Consider the following 19,764-nt stretch of genomic DNA (forward strand, 5'->3'; position numbering starts at 1 on the left):
GTGCGTGTATGTAAAAGCGCGGGCACCTTCTTGAAGACGTCGTTGCTACGTAAAAACTGTCAGCGACGCAAGACCGGCGCAGCGAACTTCGTCTACAGGGCACATCGAAGGACTCCATTGATCTGCGAAACCACCTGCATCGTTGCGGCTTCGATCGTTCCTTCATTACGGCATAAAACCCAGCCGTGATCTGCAATCGCTCGTTCGAACGCCTGGGTACAAGCGACATGTTCTTCCAACCGATGGATCACAGTACTGCTCAGCCCACGCTGTCGTGCCGCTGCCCTCGCCCATGAGATATCAGGGGCGGTGACAACTCCGACATGCAGGTCTGGCACTCGCACGTTTCGATCAATGTTCAACTGCAGAATCTCTGCAAACGGGATTATCCGGCGAAACGCGGCATCAGATGGATACCAGCGATCAATCAAGATGATGCTGCCTGGTGGTTGTTTAGTCAGCACGTGCCGGGAGATCCAGGCACGGCTATCGGCGAAGCGCTCACAAACTTCCAACTCCAGATCCCGGCTGGGATTTCTGACGAGTTTGTTCACGAGGGCCATTGTTTCACCCCTGTAGGGATCGCTTTTTTTCTCGCAAAGCCGGATCACTTTTTTGTTGTCTGCCCTCAGTACTTTCGTGACGGCCTCCAACAGTGTGGTTTTGCCGGCTCCCTTGGGCCCATCTAGAGAAACAAACAGCGGACGATTCATTCTTCACATAACGATTGATACACGGTTTTTTTTGCCCTGTTCGTTCGCTGGAACCGCTTGGCGCGACTACCCGAATCGAGTACAGGGCCCTTATGAGCAGACACTGATGGGCACTCTAACTTAGTTTCTGGCGAATGAATGTCCCCCGATGCATTCATGACACCTGTCGATACTGGCGCGGCGTAAACCCGGTCAATGCCTTGAACTGTCGTGTGAACGCACTGTGGTCGGTGTAGCCGCACAGCAATGCCACGTCGGTAATGGGAATTTCGGTGTGCAGCAGTCGGTGCGCATGTTCCAGTCGAATCTTTTGAATCATCTGCCGTGGCGTCAGGTGGAACACGCGCTTGCAATACCGTTCCAGTTGCGCCACCGAAATACCGGCGATCCGCGTCAGTTCGCCCATGGTGATACGGCGATTGAAATGCGCGCGAATGTATTCATCCACCGCCGCCAGGCGCTGATAGGCCGGGTGAGCATCACTGGCCGATTGCAGGTCAACCGAAATTCCCACCAGGCCCATGATTTCACCGCTGCGGTTATACAACGGGCGTTTATGCGTCAGGCACCAACCGGGTTCTCGACTCCCATATAAGTGCAATTCCAATTGGTCTTCCAGAACAAAGCCTTGCTCCAGTACACGACGATCCTGTTCGGTGTAGCCAGGCCCCAATTGTGCTGGAAAGACTTCAGCGCTGGTTTTGCCAAGCAGCGGTTGCAACTGTTTCAACCCGCAGCGCTGAACCAGCGTGCTATTGGCCATGACATAACGCGCCTTCATGTCCTTGATAAAGATCGCGGCATTGGGGATCACGTCCAGCATCGGCAACAGCAGTGCCACGCCCGCCAGTAATTCTTCGAGGGTATCGGGCCGATTCAGGTCGTTTCCTTGGCACAGGATCGCCAATGCGTTCTGCGTCATGACGCTTGTTCTCCCACTCTGCGGACAAGCAAAAATCCTCCCTTGCGCCCTCTCCGCTCAGCAACTGGCCTTCACTTCGGAGCCGGTGTCGAGGCGCGCGCAAGCAGATTGCCCCAAGGTTTACCCCGTGTCGAGGCCATAAGGATTGTGCTGATTTCGTCATTTGCATTCATGGAAAACATCAATCGCTATCGCCCCTGACGCGTTCACTCTATCCGTAGGTTCGGTGGCCTGGTGGTGGCAACCGGCGTACCGGCACACTTCTAAAGGATGGGTTCATGAAACGAGTACATGTCATCGACTCCCACACCGGCGGCGAACCGACTCGCCTGGTGATGAACGGATTTCCCCAATTGCCCGGCCAGACCATGATCGAGAAGCGTGATGCCCTGCGCGATCAGCATGACCACTGGCGCAAGGCCTGCCTGCTGGAGCCCCGGGGAAACGATGTCCTGGTCGGCGCCCTGTATTGCGAGCCGGTCTCGCCGGATGCCACCTGCGGCGTCATCTTCTTCAACAATGCCGGCTACCTCGGCATGTGCGGTCACGGCACCATCGGCCTGGTCAACTCGTTACATTACTTGGGGCACATCGCTCCGGGTGTGCACAAGATCGACACGCCGATCGGCCCGGTCAGCGCGACGCTGCATGAAGACGGCACGGTGACCCTGCGCAATGTGCCCGCCTACCGCTATCGCCAACAGGTGCCGGTAGACGTCCCCGGGCACGGCTGCGTCTACGGCGATATCGCTTGGGGCGGCAACTGGTTTTTCCTGGTGTCCGACCACGGGCAAGTGTTGCAACTCGATAACGTCGAAGCGCTCACCGATTACACCTGGGCAATGCTCAAGGCCCTCGAAGCCCAAGGCATCCATGGCGAAGACGGCGCCGTCATCGACCATGTCGAGTTGTTTGCCGACGACGACCAGGCCGACAGCCGCAACTTCGTCATGTGCCCGGGCAAAGCCTACGACCGCTCGCCCTGCGGTACCGGCACCAGCGCCAAACTGGCATGCCTGGCTGCCGATGGAAAACTGGCCGCGGGTGCGCCCTGGGTACAAGCCAGCATCACCGCCAGTCAATTCGTCGGCAGTTACGAATGGGAAGGCGAACGCGTCCGCCCGTTCATTACCGGCCAGGCCTTCATGACCGCCGACAGCACGCTGCTGATCGACGAACAGGACCCCTTCGCGTGGGGCATTTGAGCGAACACGCTGCATTCCCCACCTCAATCAAGCTGAATAAACGCTTCTAGGAGTGCCAACAATGAGCGCAAACATCTTCACTGGCTGCATGCCTGCACTGATGACCCCCTGCACTGCCGAGCGCAAACCCGACTTCGACGCGCTGGTGGCCAAAGGTCGCGAACTGATCGATATCGGCATGAGTGCTGTCGTGTATTGCGGTTCCATGGGTGACTGGCCTCTGCTCACCGAAGCCGAGCGCCAGGAAGGTGTGGCGCGTCTGGTCGCTGCCGGCGTTCCGACCATCGTCGGCACTGGCGCCGTCAACAGTCGTGAAGCGATTTCCCACGCGGCGCATGCGGCCAAGGTCGGTGCCCAGGGCCTGATGGTCATCCCTCGCGTCCTCTCCCGGGGTGCCTCGCCGGCCGCGCAAAAAGCTCACTTCGCGGCGATTCTGGAGGCTGCTCCAAATCTGCCGTCGGTAATCTATAACAGTCCTTACTACGGCTTCGCCACCCGTGCCGAGCTGTTCTTCGAACTGCGCCGCGAACACCCGAACCTGATCGGCTTCAAGGAGTTCGGCGGTGCTGCTGACCTGCGTTACGCCGCCGAAAACATCACGTCAAAGGACGATGACGTCACCCTGATGGTCGGTGTCGATACCCAAGTGGTGCATGGCTTCGTCAACTGCAACGCCACCGGCGCTATCACCGGCATCGGCAACGCGCTGCCCCGCGAAGTGCTGCAATTGGTGGCCCTGAGCAAACAGGCGGCCAAGGGTGACGCCACGGCTCGCCGCCTGGCCAAAGAGCTGGAATCTGCGCTGCAGGTGCTGTCGTCCTTCGATGAGGGCTGCGACCTGGTGCTCTATTACAAGCACCTGATGGTGCTCAATGGCGACAAGGAATACACCCTGCACTTCAACGAAACCGATGCGCTCAGCGATGCCCAACGGCGCTATGCCGAGACTCAGTACACGTTGTTCCGCCAGTGGTACAAAAACTGGTCGGCCGAACAGAACGTTGCCTGATCCCACCCTGACTGGGCCCGCTGTAAACCCGCCCGGTTTTGCAGCCGGGCCACTTATTCCAGGAAAGCGCCATGACTCTGCCTGCTGCACACAACCCGCACGACATCGCCGACATTGCCGTGGTCGGCGCCGGCATCATCGGCGTCGCTTGCGCGGTGCGGCTGGCACGTCAGGGGCTGCGGGTGGTGGTCCTCGACCAGCAAGACCCTGGCCGGGGCGCCTCGTTTGGCAATGCCGGGCACCTGGCGACCGAACAGGTGTTTCCAATCGCCGACCTGTCCATCCTCAAACGTTTGCCCGCCATGCTCACAGACCCAATGGGGCCGTTGCGCCTGGACTGGAAATACCTGCCACGCGCTCTGCCCTGGTTCACGCGCCTGTTGCTGAACCTGCGCCACGTCCCCTTCCAACGAACCATCGCCGGCCTGCGCGCACTCAACGAAAGCAGCCTGGGCGCCTGGCACCGACTGCTGGAGGACATTGCCCGCCCCCATCTGCTGCGCGAAGACGGCTCGTTGCTGGTGTTCGAACGGGCGGACTCGCATAAAGCAATCGAAGCGCTACAGGCTCGGATGCGCCATCAACACGTACCGGTCGACTACTGGCAGGCCAACGCGGTGCGCGAGGCGGCGCCACAACTCAGCGAGCGAATTCAGGGCGGTCTGTTCTTCCCGCGCACCGGTCATTTTCTCGACCCTTACCGAGTGGTCTGCGAACTGGTCCATGCCGCCAAAGCCTGCGGCGTGCACTTCCTCAAGCACCAGGTCCTGGGCGCACACCTGCATGAACACGGCGTCTCGCTTATCACCGACCAGGGCCGTTTCACCGCCCGCCAGACCCTGATCGCCTGCGGTGCTCACTCCGCGAAGTTGACGGCAGCGCTGACCGGCAAAAAAGTACCGCTGGATACCGAGCGCGGCTATCACCTGATGTTGCCCCATGAACACGGACGGCTGCCGTTCGCCGTCACCTCGCTGGAGCGCAAGTTCATCATGACCCCGATGACCGATGGACTGCGCTTGGCCGGCACCGTCGAGTTCGCCGGCCTCGACCGAGCGCCGGTGATGGAGCGTGCCTGGCAGTTGCACCGGTTAAGTGAAGGCCTGTTCAAACGAGACTTGAACGCTGAGGCGGCGACGCCGTGGATGGGGTTTCGCCCGTCCTTGCCGGATTCCCTGCCGATCATCGACCGGGTGTGCGACGGCAAAGTGCTGCTCGCTTTCGGTCACCAGCACCTGGGCCTGACACAGGCCGCAGTCACAGCCGAACTCATCGCGCAACTGGCTTCGCCTGCGCCTCATACCCATGAATTACCGGACATTGCGCCCTACAGGTTGGATCGATTCTGAAGGTCACCCGCCGCCGGGCGGGTGTGGCAAGTTTCAAACACTGGCATACACTGCGTACACCCATGCAAACGAATGACTGTTCAACGGATCGCCAGGTCCTCGGCAATCCGGGCATCCCAAAATGATCTGGGTGAAGCCAACATGAAAACGGTCACGGCCCTGTTCAGATGCCTGTTCGCTGCCAGCCTGTGCGCGGCGGCGAGCACCTGCGCCCACGCTGCGTCCCCTCCCGGCATCGACTGCGCCAAGACCAGGGCCTCCGTCGAAAAGCTTATCTGTCGCGATCCACAACTGACGCAGATGGACATCGAACTGACGCGTCTTTATCGCCTGGCGCTCACCGATGAACGTTCAGTTCCGCCCCCGGACAAAGTCATCATCGACCAGCAGTTCTGGATCGATGCCCGCAATGGGTGTGCCTCGGGACCGGAACAAAAGATGTGCATCATCCGCAGTTATGCCGAGCGTGCGCACCAGCTTCGCCAAGGCTCGGCCATCGTGCGAACCAAGGATCCAGACCGACTCACCGAAGGCCCCCTGGCGTTTCGTTGTGCAGGATTTAACACGCTGATTACCGCCACTTTCTTCAGTACGCAGCCGGGTGTCGTGTACCTGAAATGGGCCAACACCGCGATCACCCTGAGCCAGGTGCCGAGCGATTCGGGCACTCGATACACCGGCAAGGATTACCAGGGCAATTACAGCTTTTGGCAAGACGGCAACGCGGTGCTTTTCCAGAAGCCAGGCTCACGGGAAATGAGCTGTACGGTCGAACCGGTCAGTTGATGGCTTTGTCGCAAAACCACCCACCGTCTCAGTGCCCGCGAATGTAATGCTCCAATTGCCGAATCAGATCGGCCTGCTCGACGATGGCTTCCTTGACCAGATCGCCAATCGACAGCAGGCCAATCAGTTCACCGTCTTCCACCACCGGCAAATGACGCAGATGACTGTCGGTCATGACGGCCATGCAGCGCTCGATGCTTTGCTGACTCGGCGCAGTCACCACCGGCGAGCTCATGATGTCGCGCACTGGCGTCCCCACTGAAGAGCGCCCCTGCAGCACGACTTTGCGGGCATAGTCACGCTCGCTGATCACCCCGACCACCTGGCCTTTGTCGATGACGGGAAGTGCCCCGACGTTCTTTTCGGCCATGAGCTTCAGGGCCTCCAGCACCATTTCATCAGGTGCGATGCTATGCACCTGACGGTTCTGCACGACCTTGAGTTTGAGCAACTGTGCGGCTGTTTTCATACGTGGCTCCGATTCGATTGCGTGATGCAGTTAATTGCCTTCAAACCGCCGCGACCTCCACCCTCCCCCCGTTCAACCGCACCGGCCAGACCCGCAAACGCTGTTGCGGGTACTCCAGGCAACTACCGTCCTCAAGCCGGAAATGCTGTTTGTAGATCGGCGACGCCACCACCAGGTCGCCCTTGATGCTGCCGATCAATCCGCGACCGATGACATTCGCCCCGGATTGCGGGTCATGGTTGTCAATGGCGTAGAGGGTCTGCCCCTCGGCTCCGGGCAGGTAGAACAGCGCCACTTGTGCGCCGTCGAGCCAGACGACCACGCCGGAGTTACTGACCAGGTCCTGTTGCTCGCAGACGGTTTGCCAGGCGCCGGTGTTTTCCAGGGGCGCAATGCGTCGGGTAGTGGACTGGCTCATCAGGCAATCTCCTCGGTGACAGGGATAAGGTTGAGTTCGGCGGCCATGATCGGACGCCGCTGACCGCGCTCCTGGACAAAGTGAATGTCCGGGTCCGGGCGTTTGTCGTTGACGAAGGTACGGAAACGCTTGAGTTTTTCCGGGTCTTTGAGGGCGTTGGCCCACTCGCATTCATAGCGGTCGACCACCAATTGCATCTGCGATTCGAGCTCTTCACCCAGGCCGAGGCTGTCGTTAATGATCACCTCCTTGAGGAAGTCGAGGCCGCCTTCCAGGCTTTCACGCCATACCGAGGTGCGCTGCAATTTGTCGGCGGTGCGGATGTAGAACATCAGGAAGCGGTCGATGTAGCGGATCAGGGTTTCATCGTCGAGGTCGGTGGCAAACAGTTCGGCGTGACGCGGTCGCATGCCGCCGTTGCCGGCGATGTACAGGTTCCAGCCTTTCTCGGTGGCGATCACGCCCACGTCTTTGCTCTGGGCTTCGGCGCACTCACGGGTGCAACCGGACACCGCGAACTTAAGCTTGTGCGGCGAACGCAGGCCCTTGTAGCGGTCCTCGATGAGCAGGGCCATTTTCACGCTGTCCTGTACGCCATACCGGCACCAGGTGCTGCCGACGCAGGACTTCACCGTGCGGGTCGATTTGCCGTAGGCGTGTCCCGTTTCGAAACCGGCTTCGATCAGCTCGGCCCAAATGTCCGGCAACTCGTGCAACTGCGCGCCGAACAAGTCAATACGCTGACCGCCGGTGATTTTGGTGTAGAGGTCGTATTTCTTCGCCACCACGCCGATGGCGATCAGTTTGTCGGCGGTGATCTCGCCACCTGGGATGCGCGGCACCACCGAATAGGTGCCGTTTTTCTGCATGTTGGCCATGAACGTGTCGTTGGTGTCCTGCAGCGGCACCAGAGAGGCGTCCATGATCGGCTGGTTCCAGCACGATGCGAGGATCGAGCCCACCGCCGGTTTGCACACGTCGCAACCGGTGTGGCCACGGCCATGTTTGGCCAGCAGTTCTTCGAAGGTGATCACCCCTTCTACCCGTACCAATGCGTAAAGCTCCTGACGGGTATAGGCAAAGTGTTCGCACAGGCTTTTGTCGACGCTGACGCCGCGGGCAATCAGCTCATGTTCGAAAACCTGCTTGAGCAACCCGGCACACCCGCCGCAGCCGGTGCAGGCCTTGGTTTGCGACTTGAGCAGGCCGAGGTCGGTGCAGCCACCGTCGATGGCCGAGCAAATGGAGCCCTTGGTGACGTTGTGGCACGAGCACACCGTGGCCGATTCGGGCAACGCGCCCGGGCCCAGGGTCGGCGCGCCTTCGGACGAGGGCAGAATCAGGCTGGCGGGTTCCGCCGGCAAGGCAATCGCGTTCTGCATGTATTGCAGCAGCGTGTCGTAATAGCTGTTGTCGCCGACCAGCACCGCACCGAGTACGTGCTTGCCTGTCGCATCCACCACCAATCGGCGGTAGCTGGCGGTGGTTTCGTCGATGAATTGATAACTGCGCGAGCCCGGCGTGCTGCCATGCGCATCGCCGATGGAGCCGACGTCAACGCCCAACAACTTGAGCTTGGTCGACATGTCCGCGCCCATGAACGGCTCGGCGAATTCGTTGCACAGCCGTGCAGCCACGCCGCGCGCCATCTGGTAGCCCGGGGCGACCAAGCCAAAAATGCTGCCATTCCACGCGGCACACTCGCCGATGGCATAAATGTTCGGATCGCTGCTCAGGCATTGGTCGTCAACCACCACGCCGCCGCGCGGGCCGACTTCCAGCGAGCACTGGCGGGCCAAGGTATCTTGGGCGCGGATCCCGGCGGAAAACACGATCAGGTCGGCCTCCAGAAATTCGTCATTGGCGAAATTCATCCGATAGCGATATTCCTCGCCCGGGCTGATCGATTGAGTGCCTCGCGACAGGTGCACGCCGACGCCGAGGCGTTCGATCTGGGCTTTGAGTGCACGACCGCCCTGCTCGTCCAGCTGCACCGGCATCAGGCGCGGCGCGAATTCCACCACGTGAGCTTCCAGGCCCAGGCTTTTCAGGGCATTGGCGGCTTCCAGTCCGAGCAAGCCACCGCCGACCACCACGCCACGTCGGGCATTGGACGCAGCGGCACGGATTGCATCAAGGTCTTCAAGGGTGCGGTACACCAGGCGCGAATCGCCCTCGGCGCCTTCGATCGGCGGCACAAACGGGTAGGACCCGGTGGCCAGTACCAATTTGTCGTAGGCGACGCAGCCTTGCGCGGTGATCACCTGGCAGCGGGCGCGGTCGATTTCCAGGACCGGCACACCCAAGTGCAAGGTGACGCCCGGGGTCTGGTACAACGAGGCTTCACCCAAGGCGAGCGACTCGGCATCACGTCCGGTGAAGTATTCGGAAAGGTGCACGCGGTCGTAGGCGCGCATCGGCTCCTCGCTGAAAACGTGCAGCCGATAGTGATCAAGGGCACCGCGCTCGATCAGCTGTTCGACACAATGATGTCCGACCATGCCGTTACCGATCACGATCAGCGTTTGCAGCTTGTTCAACGCGGCGACATTGGAATTCATAAGAAGTACCCGACTAAGCCCATCACGGTTCAAAAAGCAAAAAAAAACGCCTGAAACCTTGCGGTTCCAGGCGTCTTTGCCTGTTCTTTTGCGGTGTTGAAACCAGACGTCTATGCCTGACCCACCGATGTTGCCCACGAATCGATCGTCGTTGACCGAGGGGGCTGCCCACTCGACTGCGTTCACGGTGGGCCTGATCGATGTAATGCAGCGATTGTGCCAAGCGCTGAATGTCAGTGTTTTACGGCACCTTCCGGGACTTTAAGGAGATCAACGTGGCGGTTTCTGCCTTGGCTTAGTGCATGCCACCGCACGAAAGCTTTATTAAAGTGCATTTGCACGCTTGGCTTATAGATACCAGCGATACTCCCGCGCACTGATCTCCTGCATGAACGCCAGATGATCCTGGCGCTTGTTCTCGCAATACACGTCTACGAACTCCGCTCCCAGCCCTTCGCGCAGCTGCGGTTGATGCTGCATGGCGCGCACCGCTTCGAGCATCTCCAGCGGGAAGTCGACCCCACTGTTGCGGTCTTCATTGAGCGGCGGGATCGGTTCGTTGCCTGCTTCCAGGCCCTGTTCGAGCCCCACCAGAATCGCCGCCAGCACCAGGTACGGGTTGGCATCGGCACCGGCCAGGCGATATTCGATGCGCAGGTTTTTCGCATCCGATTCCGGAATGCGCAGGCACGCATCACGATCCTCAAAGCCCCAGCTCGCCCGGGTGGCGATGTTGGTGGTGCCGCCCAAACGGCGAAAGGCGTTCTGGTTCGGCGCGAAGATCGGCATGCAATGCGGCAGTAGTTCCAGGCAACCGGCCACGGCATGACGCAACGATTGCTGCTGATTCGCGGCGAGGAGGTTATTGCCGGCGGCGTCATACAGACTGACGTGCACATGCATGCCGCTGCCCGGGTGCTGCAAGTAAGGCTTGGCCATGAAGCTGGCGCGGTAACCGTGTTTCAGGGCCACGCCACGGGTGCTGCGACAGAACAGGGCCGCCCAGTCCGCCGCTCGCAAGCCATCATCAAGATGCCCGAAATTGATCTCGAACTGGCCCGGGCCAAGCTCGGCGGTGATCACTGTGGTATCGATGCCTTGGGCCCGCGAGGCCTCAACCATCTCATCCAGCACCGGCGCAAAACGTGACAGGCGCTCGATGTGCATGTTCGGCTGATCGTCGGCATCGTCGGTCCGATCATCCCGGGGGAATTGCGGCAGTCCGTCGCGCAGCTTTTTATCGAACAGATAGAACTCCAGTTCGAACGCCACCACCGGATGGATGCCTTTGCCGGCGAGCCTGTCCAACACCTGCGCCAGGACCTGGCGCGGCTCGAACACAATCGGCTTCTCGGTGCCGTCCGAGGTGATCAGCATTTGCCCCAGCGGTTGTGCTTCCCAGCTGACCGGCTTGAGTGTGCCGGGCACCAGGCGGCGTAGCGCATCCGGGTCACCGTCGTTGAAGCAGTAGTCGCCAATCTTGAACAAACCGCCTTGCACACCGAGCAGCACACAGTTTTGCGGCAGTTTCAGCGCGCTGCCGGCCGCGACCTTTTCCAGCATTTCCACGGGATAGCGCTTGCCGTAGAAGTGCCCCGGAATGTCCAGGGAAATCAGGTCGACATAACGTACATCAGGGTAGCGTTGGCGAAAGGCGTGCACCTCGGCCAGCAGATCAGCGTCCATCATGGTTGGTCCTATTGTGGTGATCAGGTGTAGACCCAGAGCACTCGCGTGAGGTGCTCGGTGAGGTTGCCGTAGCGGCAACGGGTATGGCTGTCGAACTGAAAGCTGTCGCCGGCCTGCAAGGTGACGGCGTCGTCATCACCCAACCACAGCGTCAACTCGCCTTCGAGCACGTAGCCGCCCTGATCCGAGCTGTCGCTCAAGTGCCGTTCGCCACTGCTGGCGCCGGCTTCGAGGTGACTTTCGAGCATGGAAAACGAAGCCCGCATCTTCGGCGACACCAGAATGTCGGTGATGCCGTTGGCGTAGTACAACGTGCGGCGTTCATCCGGCCGGGTGACCCACGGCAGTTCCTTGGGTTTGGGCAGGCTATAGAAATAGGTGGTCGGCACGCCCAGGGTTTCGCTGATCGCCGTCAGGTCGGCCACGGTGGGTCGTGACAGGCCGCGTTCGACCTGTGAGAGAAAGCCGACGGAACGACCGATCTGGTCAGCCAGATCCTTCAAGGTGTACTTCTTATGCTTGCGCAGATCGTGAATCAGGATCGCCAGCGCGGCGATTTCTTCTTGCTTGTTCATGCCTGGAATTCCGCCAAGTGATTCATCAAATGCTGTCGCGCAGTCGATACCACGCCTTGCCGATGGCTTCCAGCGGCGCCGCCAGGTATTTACCGCCGGGGAAGCTGGGGTTACTCAAGCCCTGATACAACGCCAGTTCATCACTCTGGCCGAGAATCGCGTCGGACACGGCGCGGGCAGCGGCCAGCGTGGGCAGCACGCCATGCCCGGAATACCCCTGAAGCCAGTAGCGATCACCCTTGCGACCAATGTCTGGGGTGCGTTTGAGCGTCAGGTCAATGTGCCCGCCCCAGGCGAACTCCAGCTTCACGCCTTTGAGCTGCGGGAAAACCCGTTCCAGAAACGGCCGGGTTGCGCCGGCAATGTCCCTGGGCATCCCACCCAGATACGTGCATCCACCGCCGAACAGCAAGCGGTTGTCCGGCGTACGACGGAAATAGTCGAGAACGAACTGGTTGTCGGTGACGCAGACATTGCTCGGCAACAGCGCCGTGGCCTGCTCGGCCGTCAGGGGGGCGGTGGCGACTTGATAAGTGCCCACCGGCAACACGCAACTGGCCAGCTGCGGGTCGAGCTCGTCGAGATAGGCATTGCAGGCCAGCACCAGCACATCCGCGCGAATCGACCCGCGTTCGGTGTTTACCAGGAATTGACCGCCCTCCTCTCGATAACTCAGCGCCTTGCTTTGTTCATGGATACGGCCGCCCGCCCGCTCGATGGCGGCGGCCAGGCCGAGGGCCAGTTTGAGTGGATTGAGGTGCGCGCCTTCAGGGTCATAAAGCCCGGCCTGATAGCGCTCGCTGGCCACCCATTCCGGCAACTGTTCACGGCGGATGAACTGCAAGCCATCGTGGCCCCATTTGTGGCTGGCTTCGTGCTGCCACTCCGTCAGCAGACCAACCCGACGGGGCATCACCGATGTCCACAAATGGCCAGCGCGGTAATCACAGTCGAAACCATGGCGAGCCGGCAACTCACGCAGCTCTTGCGCAGCCCAGCGCATGCCGTCCCACAACCGCCGCGCACGCTCGTAGCCCAACGCTGCTTCCAGCGGCGGCATGTCACACGACCAGCCGAGAATGGCCTGCCCGCCATTGCGCCCCGACGCGGCCCATGCCACGCAGCTGGCTTCCAGCAGCGTCACCCGCTTACCAGCCAAAGCCAGGCGCAACGCAGTATGCAGGCCGCTGAAACCGGCACCGATGATGACGATTTCGGTGGTTTGCTCACCGGCAAGCGCCGGTCGGGTGGCCAGACGATCAGCGCAACTGTGGGCGTAATAGCTGGCGACATGCTGCGTGGACTGCTGAAACATACAAGCCTCATGAAATTATATTTTATAATTTCATGAAAAACTACAGCATAAATTTCATACAGGCAACTCAGGTGTGCGGCGATTTATGCCACGGGTAGCCTTGCGCGCTGAGTTGAAAGGCGTAATCAAACAGACGCTTCATGTACTCGCCATCGAATTTCTGATTGCGCGGGCAGATAAAATCCGCGCCGATGTACGCCAGATTGAAATCTGCGCCGTCCTGCTGGGCGATCCGGTAAATGTGATTGAGGTCGCTGATCCCTTGAGTCTGGATCAAGGTGCTGATGGCTCGCCCGCCAATGCTCAAGGTCCGGCGCTTGGTACCGGACCACTGCGGTTCCAGTTTGCCATTGCGAATGACATAGAAATGCCGGGCACGGCGGATACGCGCGCCGGCCACGCTGTTCAACGCCATCACGGTGCCCGGCGGGTAAAGGAACACCTGAGTGAGGACGCCTCCGTCCACGTGCATTTCCTGAAACTGTTGGCCGTCGACCTCCACATCGATCATGACCGGTGAAACGGCACCGGGAATGCTCATCGACGCGATCATGATGTTGCGAAACAGGTGCAGAGCGCCCGGTGCTCCGCTGGAAGCAATCGCGCCCATGTTCCAGGTGACGGGCCGCCCGGCATCGAGGTCGGTGGTGCCGATCATCAGCAGTCGTCCCTTGGCGTATTGCGCAGCGATGGCCGCTAACACGTCGGCGGTGATGTACTTGGCAATGAGGCGCGCCAGGGGCTTGCTGTCCGCGATGCCGTCGCTGGCCAGGCGGGTCAGCACACTTCGCGCATGGAACACATCTTTCGGACCGATTGCGCTGCAGATCCCCAGGATGACCGGGTCATACTCAGGCCCCAGGTAAGCGAACGGTGCGACCAGGGCACCTGCGCTGATGCCGGTGACGACTTTGAAAGGAGGTCGACTCCCATGCAAGCTCCAGCCGGCGATGATGCCCGCCGCGAAGGTGCCGGCGTCGCCGCCCCCCGAAATGGCCAGGTAGTAAGCGAGTGGCAGCGCATCGGTCGGCAACTCTGTGTCGGCGAGCGCCTCGACCTCGCGATCGTTGGCCAGGCTCGCATCCACAATGAACGCCGTCAGGTCCCGGTCCAGCCAGTAGCGCGCATTCGGGATGCCCGGAATGACTGCTTGTTCCGTCAGGTCTTGCGGCACTGCATCACGGCGTTGCAGGCACCCTTCACGCAACATATTCATTGTTGAGGCGCTGGGCCTGGGCAGAAATGGTTTCACGACGCCTCCTCCGGTCCCTGCCATCGACAGAGCGCACTCGACTGACTCGGTGAAAACTGGCCTCCGCCATCATGCGCGCACCCTAAAACCCATGACTACTTTTCAGTCAGGCGGCGGTCTCCTGAAGACCAGCAATTTGCCGGTGGCTCTCTGCACCACCTTGTCATTCTGATTGAGGGTCTCCATGAACATCGTCACTACGCCCCGGTCGGGTTTGGAGCTGGACGGGTCGATGGCCTGCACGGTGCATTGCAGGCGCAACAGGTCATTGGGGTAAGTCGGTGTCGGCCAGCTCAGCTCGATGCCCAACCCGATGATGCCGTCCGCCAACGGCACGCTGTCCACCAGCAGCTTCATGGTCAGGGCGGCGGTGTTCCAGCCGCTGGCGGCCAGGCCGCGGAACAGGCTCAACTCGGCAGCTTCAGGGTCGAGATGAAACGGTTGCGGGTCGTACTCCTGGGCGAAGGCCAGCATCGACGCTCGATGGACCCGCACGCTGTCGCTTTCGAACTGCTGACCCAGGCTCAGGTCATCGAGGTAGAGTTTTTCCCAGGCATGTACGGTCATGATTGTTCCCTGCGCAGCGCATCAGGAATAACCGATTTCGCTGAGATCGATGGCTACCAGCAAGGCATCCATGTCAGCCAGGCCGTCCTTCCCGCGTCGGTAGGCACGACGCTTGCCGGGCATGCGCAGCCCGTCAGCCTCGATGTAGTCAGACACATATTGGGTGGCAGGCATACCACCACTGACATCCACGTTGTAGTCGTGTCGCCGCAGCAGGAAGTCTTCACCGAAGTAGAAATCCTGTACGGCGCAGTGCGTGGCGATGCTTTCGGGAAAGTGCACCCGCAAACGGCGCCAGCGCTCGGTTGCTTCTTGCCAGGGTTCGATTTCCTCGGTCACCACACCCGGCCACTTGAACAGAAAAGGCATGGTCAGGTAGGACCAGAGCGCATACCCGTTGAAGTACGCGCGATGCAGCGGATCCCACGGGGTGTTTTCGGTGTGGTCGCCAAAGGATTCCCGGGGCGCCCGGCGCTCGGCGATCACCTGCCCGTCGGTGGCTTCGATGGCGATTCGATCGGGTGAATAGGCTGTCCGTTTATCCGGGCCACCGAAGGGGGTTACCGAGGCTTTCTGTTCATGCAGCCAAACGGTCATCTGGCGAGGGGCGCTGTCCTGGGTCAGCCCTTTCGCGGCCCAGAGCGAGCCGCCGGTCACCAGGGTGGCGCGCACAGTGTTGAAGCTGTTCCAGCGGTCCAGACCACCATGGGCGATCAGCACCTGATCCAGCAGTGGATGATCCTGCGCATTCACAGTGGCGGCCCTCCTGTTTCCGATGGTCGATCCTGCACCCACTGCCAGAATAATTGATAGCCGACGGCAAGGACCACCGGCCCGATGAACAGCCCGATGATGCCACTGGTGACCATGCCGCCCAACGCACCGATCAACACCACCGGCATCGGCACGTCGACACCGCGCCCCAGCAGCAAGGGTTTGAGGACGTTGTCCACCAGGCCGGCAATGAACACATAGATGGCGAAAATAATGGTCGCGGTGCTGGCGCCTTCGGTGGCAAAAACGAAGGCAATCACCGGTAGCGTAATCAGCGTCACCGGCAATTGCATGATGCCGAGCAGCAGCACCGCCAAGGCCAGCAGACCGGCACCGGGGATGCCCTTGAAGACAAAGCCGAGGCCCACCAGCAGCATCTGGATGAACGCGATGCCGACCACGCCCAACGCCACCGCACGGATGGTAGCGGTGCACAGTTCAGCGATTTTCGGGCCCCGTGCCGGACCGCTGACTCTGGAGGCAATCTGGACCGCGGCGCGACTGCCGCCTTCGCCATGGGCCATGAAAATCCCGGCAATGATCAAGGCGAAGATGAACGTCAGGAAACCCATGCCGACACCCGCGAGTTTACCCAACAGGCCCAGGCTGACGTGTTTGATTTGCGGTACGTATTTGGCGGTCAGCTCGGGAAGATTGGTGGAGGCTTGAAGCCACAGATCAGAGAGTGGCCGGCCCACCAACGGCCAACTGGCAACTGATTCGGCCGGCGGTGGAATGTGAAAACCACCGCCCTTGACGACGTCCATCGCCCGTTCGACCGAATCGGCAATCGAGGTACCCAGCAGGTAGATCGGCACCATCAGGATGACGATGGCGATCAGAATGATCAGCGTCGCGACGTGCCCGGGTTTGTGGCTCCCCCTGAGTCGCTCTTGCAGCGGATAGAGGGTGATCGCCAGGATCAGCGACCACAACATCAAGTCGCGGAACGGGCTGAATATCTGGAAACAGAAAAGTACCAGCACCGCGATCAACCCGGCACGAATCATTACATCGAGCAGGGTGCGGCTCAGCGTTTTCTCGGTAAAGGGTGTGGGCTCCACGGGTGGCTCCTTGCAGATCACTGCAACGGTAGCGGATCGGTTAGCCCAGCATAGACGCTCAATACACGGCGTGAGGCCTCAACGCAATTTCAGTGGATCGACCAGTCCGGCGGCAATGGCCATGCCCACCAGGTCCGGCAGGTTGCTGGCCTGCATGCGCTTCATCACGCGTGAGCGATACAGGTCGACGGTTTTTGCGCTGACGCCCAGTTGCTCGGCGATTTCCCGAGTGGTGTAACCCTGCACCAGCGGCAGCAAGACATCGCGCTCGCGGGGGGTCAGTGTCAGCAAACGGGCTTGCAAGGCGTCATGGCCCTGATTACCCGAACGGTTGGCCGCGCAGTTGCTCAGCGCCTGTTGCACGCTGTCCAGCAACAACTGCTCGTTGTAGGGTTTTTCGATGAAGTCATGGGCGCCCGCCTTGAACGCGCGCACCACAATGGGCACATCGGCGTGGCCGCTGACGAAGATGATCGGCAGGTTCAACTCCCGAGCGCGCATTTCTTCCTGCACGTTCAACCCGCCCATGCCGGGCATGCGCACATCCAGCAGCACGCAGGCGTCGAGCGTGGCATCACAGGCGCTGAGAAACTCCACGCCACTGGTAAAGGGCAAGGCCTTGAGCCCGACCGATTCCAGCAGCCAGACCGTTGAATCGAGCATGCCCTGGTCATCGTCGACCACATACACCACGTGCTCAGTCACACCTGCCATTGCGTTATTCCTGTTGTTGTTTTGTTGGGCCGGCAAGCGGCAAGCGGCAACCCATCAGCAACCCGACCGGTTGGCGCCGGGCCTGCAATTCACCGCCGAAACCTTCGATGATGCTGCGGCTCATGGACAAGCCAAGGCCCAGGCCATCGGCCTTGCTGGTATAGAACGGGGTAAATATCTGCTCCAGTTCGGGCTCACTGACGCCCGGCCCCTGGTCTTGAACACGGATTTCCACGGTGGCACCACCGCCCTGCTCCGCCGTCATCACGATCAGCGAGGGCTGCCCCGGATGTTGTTCGCGGTTGGCGTCGATGGCATTGCGCAACAGATTGAGCAGCACTTGCTCCAGCAACACCCGGTCGGCATAAACGGGCGGCAGATTATCCGGCAGTCGATCCTCGATTGTCACTTGGCAATTGCTCGCTTCCCAGGCACACAAACGCACGGCCTCGCGGGCGACGTCGGTAAAATTCAGGGCCTGCATGCGCCGCTGCCCCTTGCGCAGAAACGCCCGTAAGCGCTTGATCACTTCCGAGGCATGGGTGGCGTGATGGGTGATGCGTTGCAGCCCTTTCGCCACGCGTTCGGCGGCCTCGGGGTTGGTGTCGAGCGTCTGTAAATAGCGTTGACTGGCATTGGCGTAATTGACCACGGCGGCCAACGGCTGGTTGATTTCGTGGGCAATGCCCGAGGCCAGCTCGCCGAGCGTGACCAGTCGCGCCGTGTGTGCCAATTCGTCTTGATGGCGGCGCTGTTGCACCTCGCGCAATTCACGCTCGGTCATGTCCCGCGCCACCAAAGAGTAATAGCGCTCGCCGCCGGCCGAACGGTGCGCCAGCAGCACCAGCGACACCGGCACCGACGTGCCGCCACCGGGCGGTTGCAACCGTGCATCGGTGCTCCACACGCCGTCGCGTTCGGCGCTGCTCCAGCCGTCACGTTGCAGGCGCGTCAGGTCAGCGCTGGCAAACAGCTGCGCCAGGGCCGGCATCGGTTGTTGCTCGTCGATATCGAGGATGCGCCGTGCGGCCGGGTTGAGGTAAGTGACTTGCCCGTCAGGGTCGATGAACAACACCGGATCGGTGTTGGCCTCGACCACTTCCGCCAGGCGCCGCTTGTTTTCTTCGGCCTGTACCCGGGCGGTGATATCCCGGGACACGCTGACCACCTCGACCACCGCGCCGGTGTAGGTTTCACGGATCGCCCGGCTGGCGGTTTCGAACCACAGGTAATGCCCGGCGCGGTGGCGAATGCGGTACGTCATGGTGTGATAACCGTCCTGCTCCAGCGCGTCCCGCGCACGCTGCACCAGGTTGGCGAAGTCCTGGCCGTGAAACAGGCCCTGGGCCATTTGCCCGCGCAACTCTTCGGGCCAGTAGCCAAGCAATGTCCAGGATGCCGGCGAGGCATCGAGAAAACGCCCGTCCGGGGTGTGCCGGGAAATCAGGTCGGTGGTGTTCTCGATGATCAGCCGGTACAGCCGCCGTGCCGTGGCGGCTTCGCGTTCGGCCAATACTTGTACCGTGGCGTCGCGGCAACGGGCGAGCACGCGGTTGTCCTGGGGATCGGGGATAAACGTCCAGATCAGAATCTGCGCCTCGAACTGGGCTTCGACCCCTTCAATGGCACGTTGCTGGTCGAGGCAGGCACGCACTAACACCCGATGATTGACCGGCAAAAAGCCCAGCACTTCGGTCAGCGGTTTTTCCGCGAGCAGGGCCAGCAGCGCGGCGTTGAACTCCAGCGGTCGGCCCTGCGCATCTAGCAACAGACTCGGTTGTGGGTCGTGCCCCAACAGCGGCGACCCCCGCAGCATGCCGTTGACGCTGCTGAGCAAGGTGGTCAACAAATCCTGCACCCAACCCAGCCAGTCCAGACTCACGCCGTCGCAGACTTCCACCAGCAACAGGCCTGACTGCCCCGCCTGTAAGGCCAGATCAAACACTTGGCCATGGCTGATGGCTGCGCGGCGTAATCGGCCGGACAGCCAGCAATCGAGTTGCCGCACCTGGGCCAGGTCCAGGCGCCCGGTCTCGCCCAGCCGATCAAACAGCAGCTGATCGCTGGCCAGCGACGGATCGCCAAGGCCCGGCGGGAAATGCTGGGCGGCGCCTTCGTGGCTGTAAATTCGCGCGGTGGGTTGCCAACTCAGGTAAACCGCCCGCCGCACCTCGGGACATTCCTGCAGCGCACGGCACAACGCATCCGCCCGAGCGGCCAGGGACACGCCCTCGCGCTGCAGGCGCAACCAGCTGTGCAATCGAACGGGAGTCAGGGTCATCACAGGTCCGCATTGTCGGGGGAGCCAAGAATATACCGGCGCTAGAGGTATCGCCGCATTCATTTGGAGGCAGAAGAATAAAATATAGTACAAATACTATA

General features: G+C 60.9%; 18 protein-coding genes. 4 read left to right on the forward strand and 14 right to left on the reverse strand.

The genetic code is table 11. The annotated features are described in order from the left end of the window. Positions 1–92 precede the first annotated feature (92 nt). On the reverse strand, positions 93–713 hold the full coding sequence (locus RHP74_RS15220; protein WP_010460277.1) for a dTMP kinase: 621 nt from the start codon (positions 711–713) through the stop codon (positions 93–95). Positions 714–867: 154 nt separating this feature from the next. After that, positions 868–1,635, reverse strand: a complete 768-nt coding sequence (locus RHP74_RS15225; protein ID WP_311100309.1) for an AraC family transcriptional regulator — start codon at positions 1,633–1,635, stop codon at positions 868–870. A gap of 278 nt (positions 1,636–1,913) precedes the next feature. Between RHP74_RS15225 and RHP74_RS15230 the strand changes: the two genes are divergently transcribed. The 4 genes from RHP74_RS15230 to RHP74_RS15245 all read left to right on the forward strand — a co-directional run bounded on the left by RHP74_RS15230 (position 1,914) and on the right by RHP74_RS15245 (position 5,984). Then, positions 1,914–2,840, forward strand: coding sequence for a 4-hydroxyproline epimerase (locus tag RHP74_RS15230; RefSeq protein ID WP_311100312.1), 927 nt, complete (start codon positions 1,914–1,916; stop codon positions 2,838–2,840). A 61-nt stretch (positions 2,841–2,901) separates the two neighbouring features. Beyond that, positions 2,902–3,849, forward strand: coding sequence for a dihydrodipicolinate synthase family protein (locus tag RHP74_RS15235; protein ID WP_010460283.1), 948 nt, complete (start codon positions 2,902–2,904; stop codon positions 3,847–3,849). A gap of 71 nt (positions 3,850–3,920) precedes the next feature. Beyond that, positions 3,921–5,198 carry an FAD-dependent oxidoreductase gene (locus tag RHP74_RS15240; protein ID WP_311100315.1) on the forward strand — a complete coding sequence of 426 codons (1,278 nt, stop codon included), beginning with the start codon at positions 3,921–3,923 and terminating at the stop codon, positions 5,196–5,198. 141 nt (positions 5,199–5,339) lie between these two features. After that, positions 5,340–5,984, forward strand: coding sequence for an MliC family protein (locus RHP74_RS15245; RefSeq protein ID WP_077748464.1), 645 nt, complete (start codon positions 5,340–5,342; stop codon positions 5,982–5,984). A 28-nt stretch (positions 5,985–6,012) separates the two neighbouring features. Here the strand turns inward: RHP74_RS15245 and RHP74_RS15250 are convergent, their stop codons facing one another. The 12 genes from RHP74_RS15250 to RHP74_RS15305 all read right to left on the reverse strand — a co-directional run bounded on the left by RHP74_RS15250 (position 6,013) and on the right by RHP74_RS15305 (position 19,663). Continuing rightward, the gene (locus RHP74_RS15250; protein WP_010460288.1) at positions 6,013–6,453 is read right to left on the reverse strand and encodes a CBS domain-containing protein; all 441 of its coding nucleotides are present in this window, start codon (positions 6,451–6,453) and stop codon (positions 6,013–6,015) included. A gap of 40 nt (positions 6,454–6,493) precedes the next feature. Further along, on the reverse strand, positions 6,494–6,871 hold the full coding sequence (gene nirD, locus RHP74_RS15255; protein WP_311100318.1) for a nitrite reductase small subunit NirD: 378 nt from the start codon (positions 6,869–6,871) through the stop codon (positions 6,494–6,496). Then, positions 6,871–9,432, reverse strand: coding sequence for a nitrite reductase large subunit NirB (nirB, locus tag RHP74_RS15260; protein WP_311100320.1), 2,562 nt, complete (start codon positions 9,430–9,432; stop codon positions 6,871–6,873). Before nirB ends, nirD begins: the two co-directional genes overlap by 1 nt. Before the next feature lie 348 nt (positions 9,433–9,780). Further along, positions 9,781–11,121, reverse strand: a complete 1,341-nt coding sequence (locus tag RHP74_RS15265) for a glutamine synthetase family protein (RefSeq protein ID WP_409201926.1) — start codon at positions 11,119–11,121, stop codon at positions 9,781–9,783. A gap of 20 nt (positions 11,122–11,141) precedes the next feature. Continuing rightward, entirely contained in the window at positions 11,142–11,696 is a 555-nt protein-coding gene (locus tag RHP74_RS15270) for a cupin domain-containing protein (protein ID WP_311100322.1), read from the reverse strand. Positions 11,697–11,721: 25 nt separating this feature from the next. Beyond that, positions 11,722–13,011: an FAD-binding oxidoreductase gene (locus tag RHP74_RS15275; RefSeq protein ID WP_102593681.1), complete on the reverse strand. Its 1,290-nt coding sequence runs from the start codon at positions 13,009–13,011 to the stop codon at positions 11,722–11,724. Positions 13,012–13,078: 67 nt separating this feature from the next. Further along, the gene (locus RHP74_RS15280) at positions 13,079–14,221 is read right to left on the reverse strand and encodes a patatin-like phospholipase family protein (RefSeq protein WP_010460300.1); all 1,143 of its coding nucleotides are present in this window, start codon (positions 14,219–14,221) and stop codon (positions 13,079–13,081) included. Positions 14,222–14,365: 144 nt separating this feature from the next. Beyond that, the gene (locus RHP74_RS15285; RefSeq protein WP_311100324.1) at positions 14,366–14,830 is read right to left on the reverse strand and encodes a MaoC family dehydratase; all 465 of its coding nucleotides are present in this window, start codon (positions 14,828–14,830) and stop codon (positions 14,366–14,368) included. 21 nt (positions 14,831–14,851) lie between these two features. Further along, a complete protein-coding gene (locus RHP74_RS15290; RefSeq protein WP_154911703.1) occupies positions 14,852–15,583 on the reverse strand; it encodes a hypothetical protein in 732 nt (243 codons plus the stop codon). Next, positions 15,580–16,668, reverse strand: coding sequence for an AI-2E family transporter (locus tag RHP74_RS15295; RefSeq protein WP_083376750.1), 1,089 nt, complete (start codon positions 16,666–16,668; stop codon positions 15,580–15,582). Before RHP74_RS15295 ends, RHP74_RS15290 begins: the two co-directional genes overlap by 4 nt. A gap of 78 nt (positions 16,669–16,746) precedes the next feature. Then, on the reverse strand, positions 16,747–17,382 hold the full coding sequence (locus RHP74_RS15300) for a response regulator transcription factor (protein WP_010460308.1): 636 nt from the start codon (positions 17,380–17,382) through the stop codon (positions 16,747–16,749). Positions 17,383–17,386: 4 nt separating this feature from the next. Next, positions 17,387–19,663, reverse strand: a complete 2,277-nt coding sequence (locus RHP74_RS15305; RefSeq protein WP_311100330.1) for a PAS domain S-box protein — start codon at positions 19,661–19,663, stop codon at positions 17,387–17,389. Positions 19,664–19,764: the final 101 nt, after the last annotated feature.

The organism is Pseudomonas sp. SG20052 (assembly GCF_031766055.1).
GTDB lineage: Bacteria > Pseudomonadota > Gammaproteobacteria > Pseudomonadales > Pseudomonadaceae > Aquipseudomonas > Aquipseudomonas mandelii.

Coding starts and splice junctions, on each gene's coding strand:
- RHP74_RS15245 (WP_077748464.1), top strand. CDS start 5,340: ATGAAAACGGTCACGGCCCTGTTCAGATGCCTGTTCGCTGCCAGCCTG.
- RHP74_RS15265 (WP_409201926.1), bottom strand. CDS start 11,121: ATGATGGACGCTGATCTGCTGGCCGAGGTGCACGCCTTTCGCCAACGC.
- RHP74_RS15285 (WP_311100324.1), bottom strand. CDS start 14,830: ATGACCGTACATGCCTGGGAAAAACTCTACCTCGATGACCTGAGCCTG.
- RHP74_RS15250 (WP_010460288.1), bottom strand. CDS start 6,453: ATGAAAACAGCCGCACAGTTGCTCAAACTCAAGGTCGTGCAGAACCGT.
- nirB (WP_311100320.1), bottom strand. CDS start 9,432: ATGAATTCCAATGTCGCCGCGTTGAACAAGCTGCAAACGCTGATCGTG.
- RHP74_RS15235 (WP_010460283.1), top strand. CDS start 2,902: ATGAGCGCAAACATCTTCACTGGCTGCATGCCTGCACTGATGACCCCC.
- RHP74_RS15300 (WP_010460308.1), bottom strand. CDS start 17,382: ATGGCAGGTGTGACTGAGCACGTGGTGTATGTGGTCGACGATGACCAG.
- nirD (WP_311100318.1), bottom strand. CDS start 6,871: ATGAGCCAGTCCACTACCCGACGCATTGCGCCCCTGGAAAACACCGGC.
- RHP74_RS15240 (WP_311100315.1), top strand. CDS start 3,921: ATGACTCTGCCTGCTGCACACAACCCGCACGACATCGCCGACATTGCC.
- RHP74_RS15280 (WP_010460300.1), bottom strand. CDS start 14,221: ATGTTGCGTGAAGGGTGCCTGCAACGCCGTGATGCAGTGCCGCAAGAC.
- RHP74_RS15220 (WP_010460277.1), bottom strand. CDS start 713: ATGAATCGTCCGCTGTTTGTTTCTCTAGATGGGCCCAAGGGAGCCGGC.
- RHP74_RS15225 (WP_311100309.1), bottom strand. CDS start 1,635: ATGACGCAGAACGCATTGGCGATCCTGTGCCAAGGAAACGACCTGAAT.
- RHP74_RS15270 (WP_311100322.1), bottom strand. CDS start 11,696: ATGAACAAGCAAGAAGAAATCGCCGCGCTGGCGATCCTGATTCACGAT.
- RHP74_RS15275 (WP_102593681.1), bottom strand. CDS start 13,011: ATGTTTCAGCAGTCCACGCAGCATGTCGCCAGCTATTACGCCCACAGT.
- RHP74_RS15230 (WP_311100312.1), top strand. CDS start 1,914: ATGAAACGAGTACATGTCATCGACTCCCACACCGGCGGCGAACCGACT.
- RHP74_RS15305 (WP_311100330.1), bottom strand. CDS start 19,663: ATGACCCTGACTCCCGTTCGATTGCACAGCTGGTTGCGCCTGCAGCGC.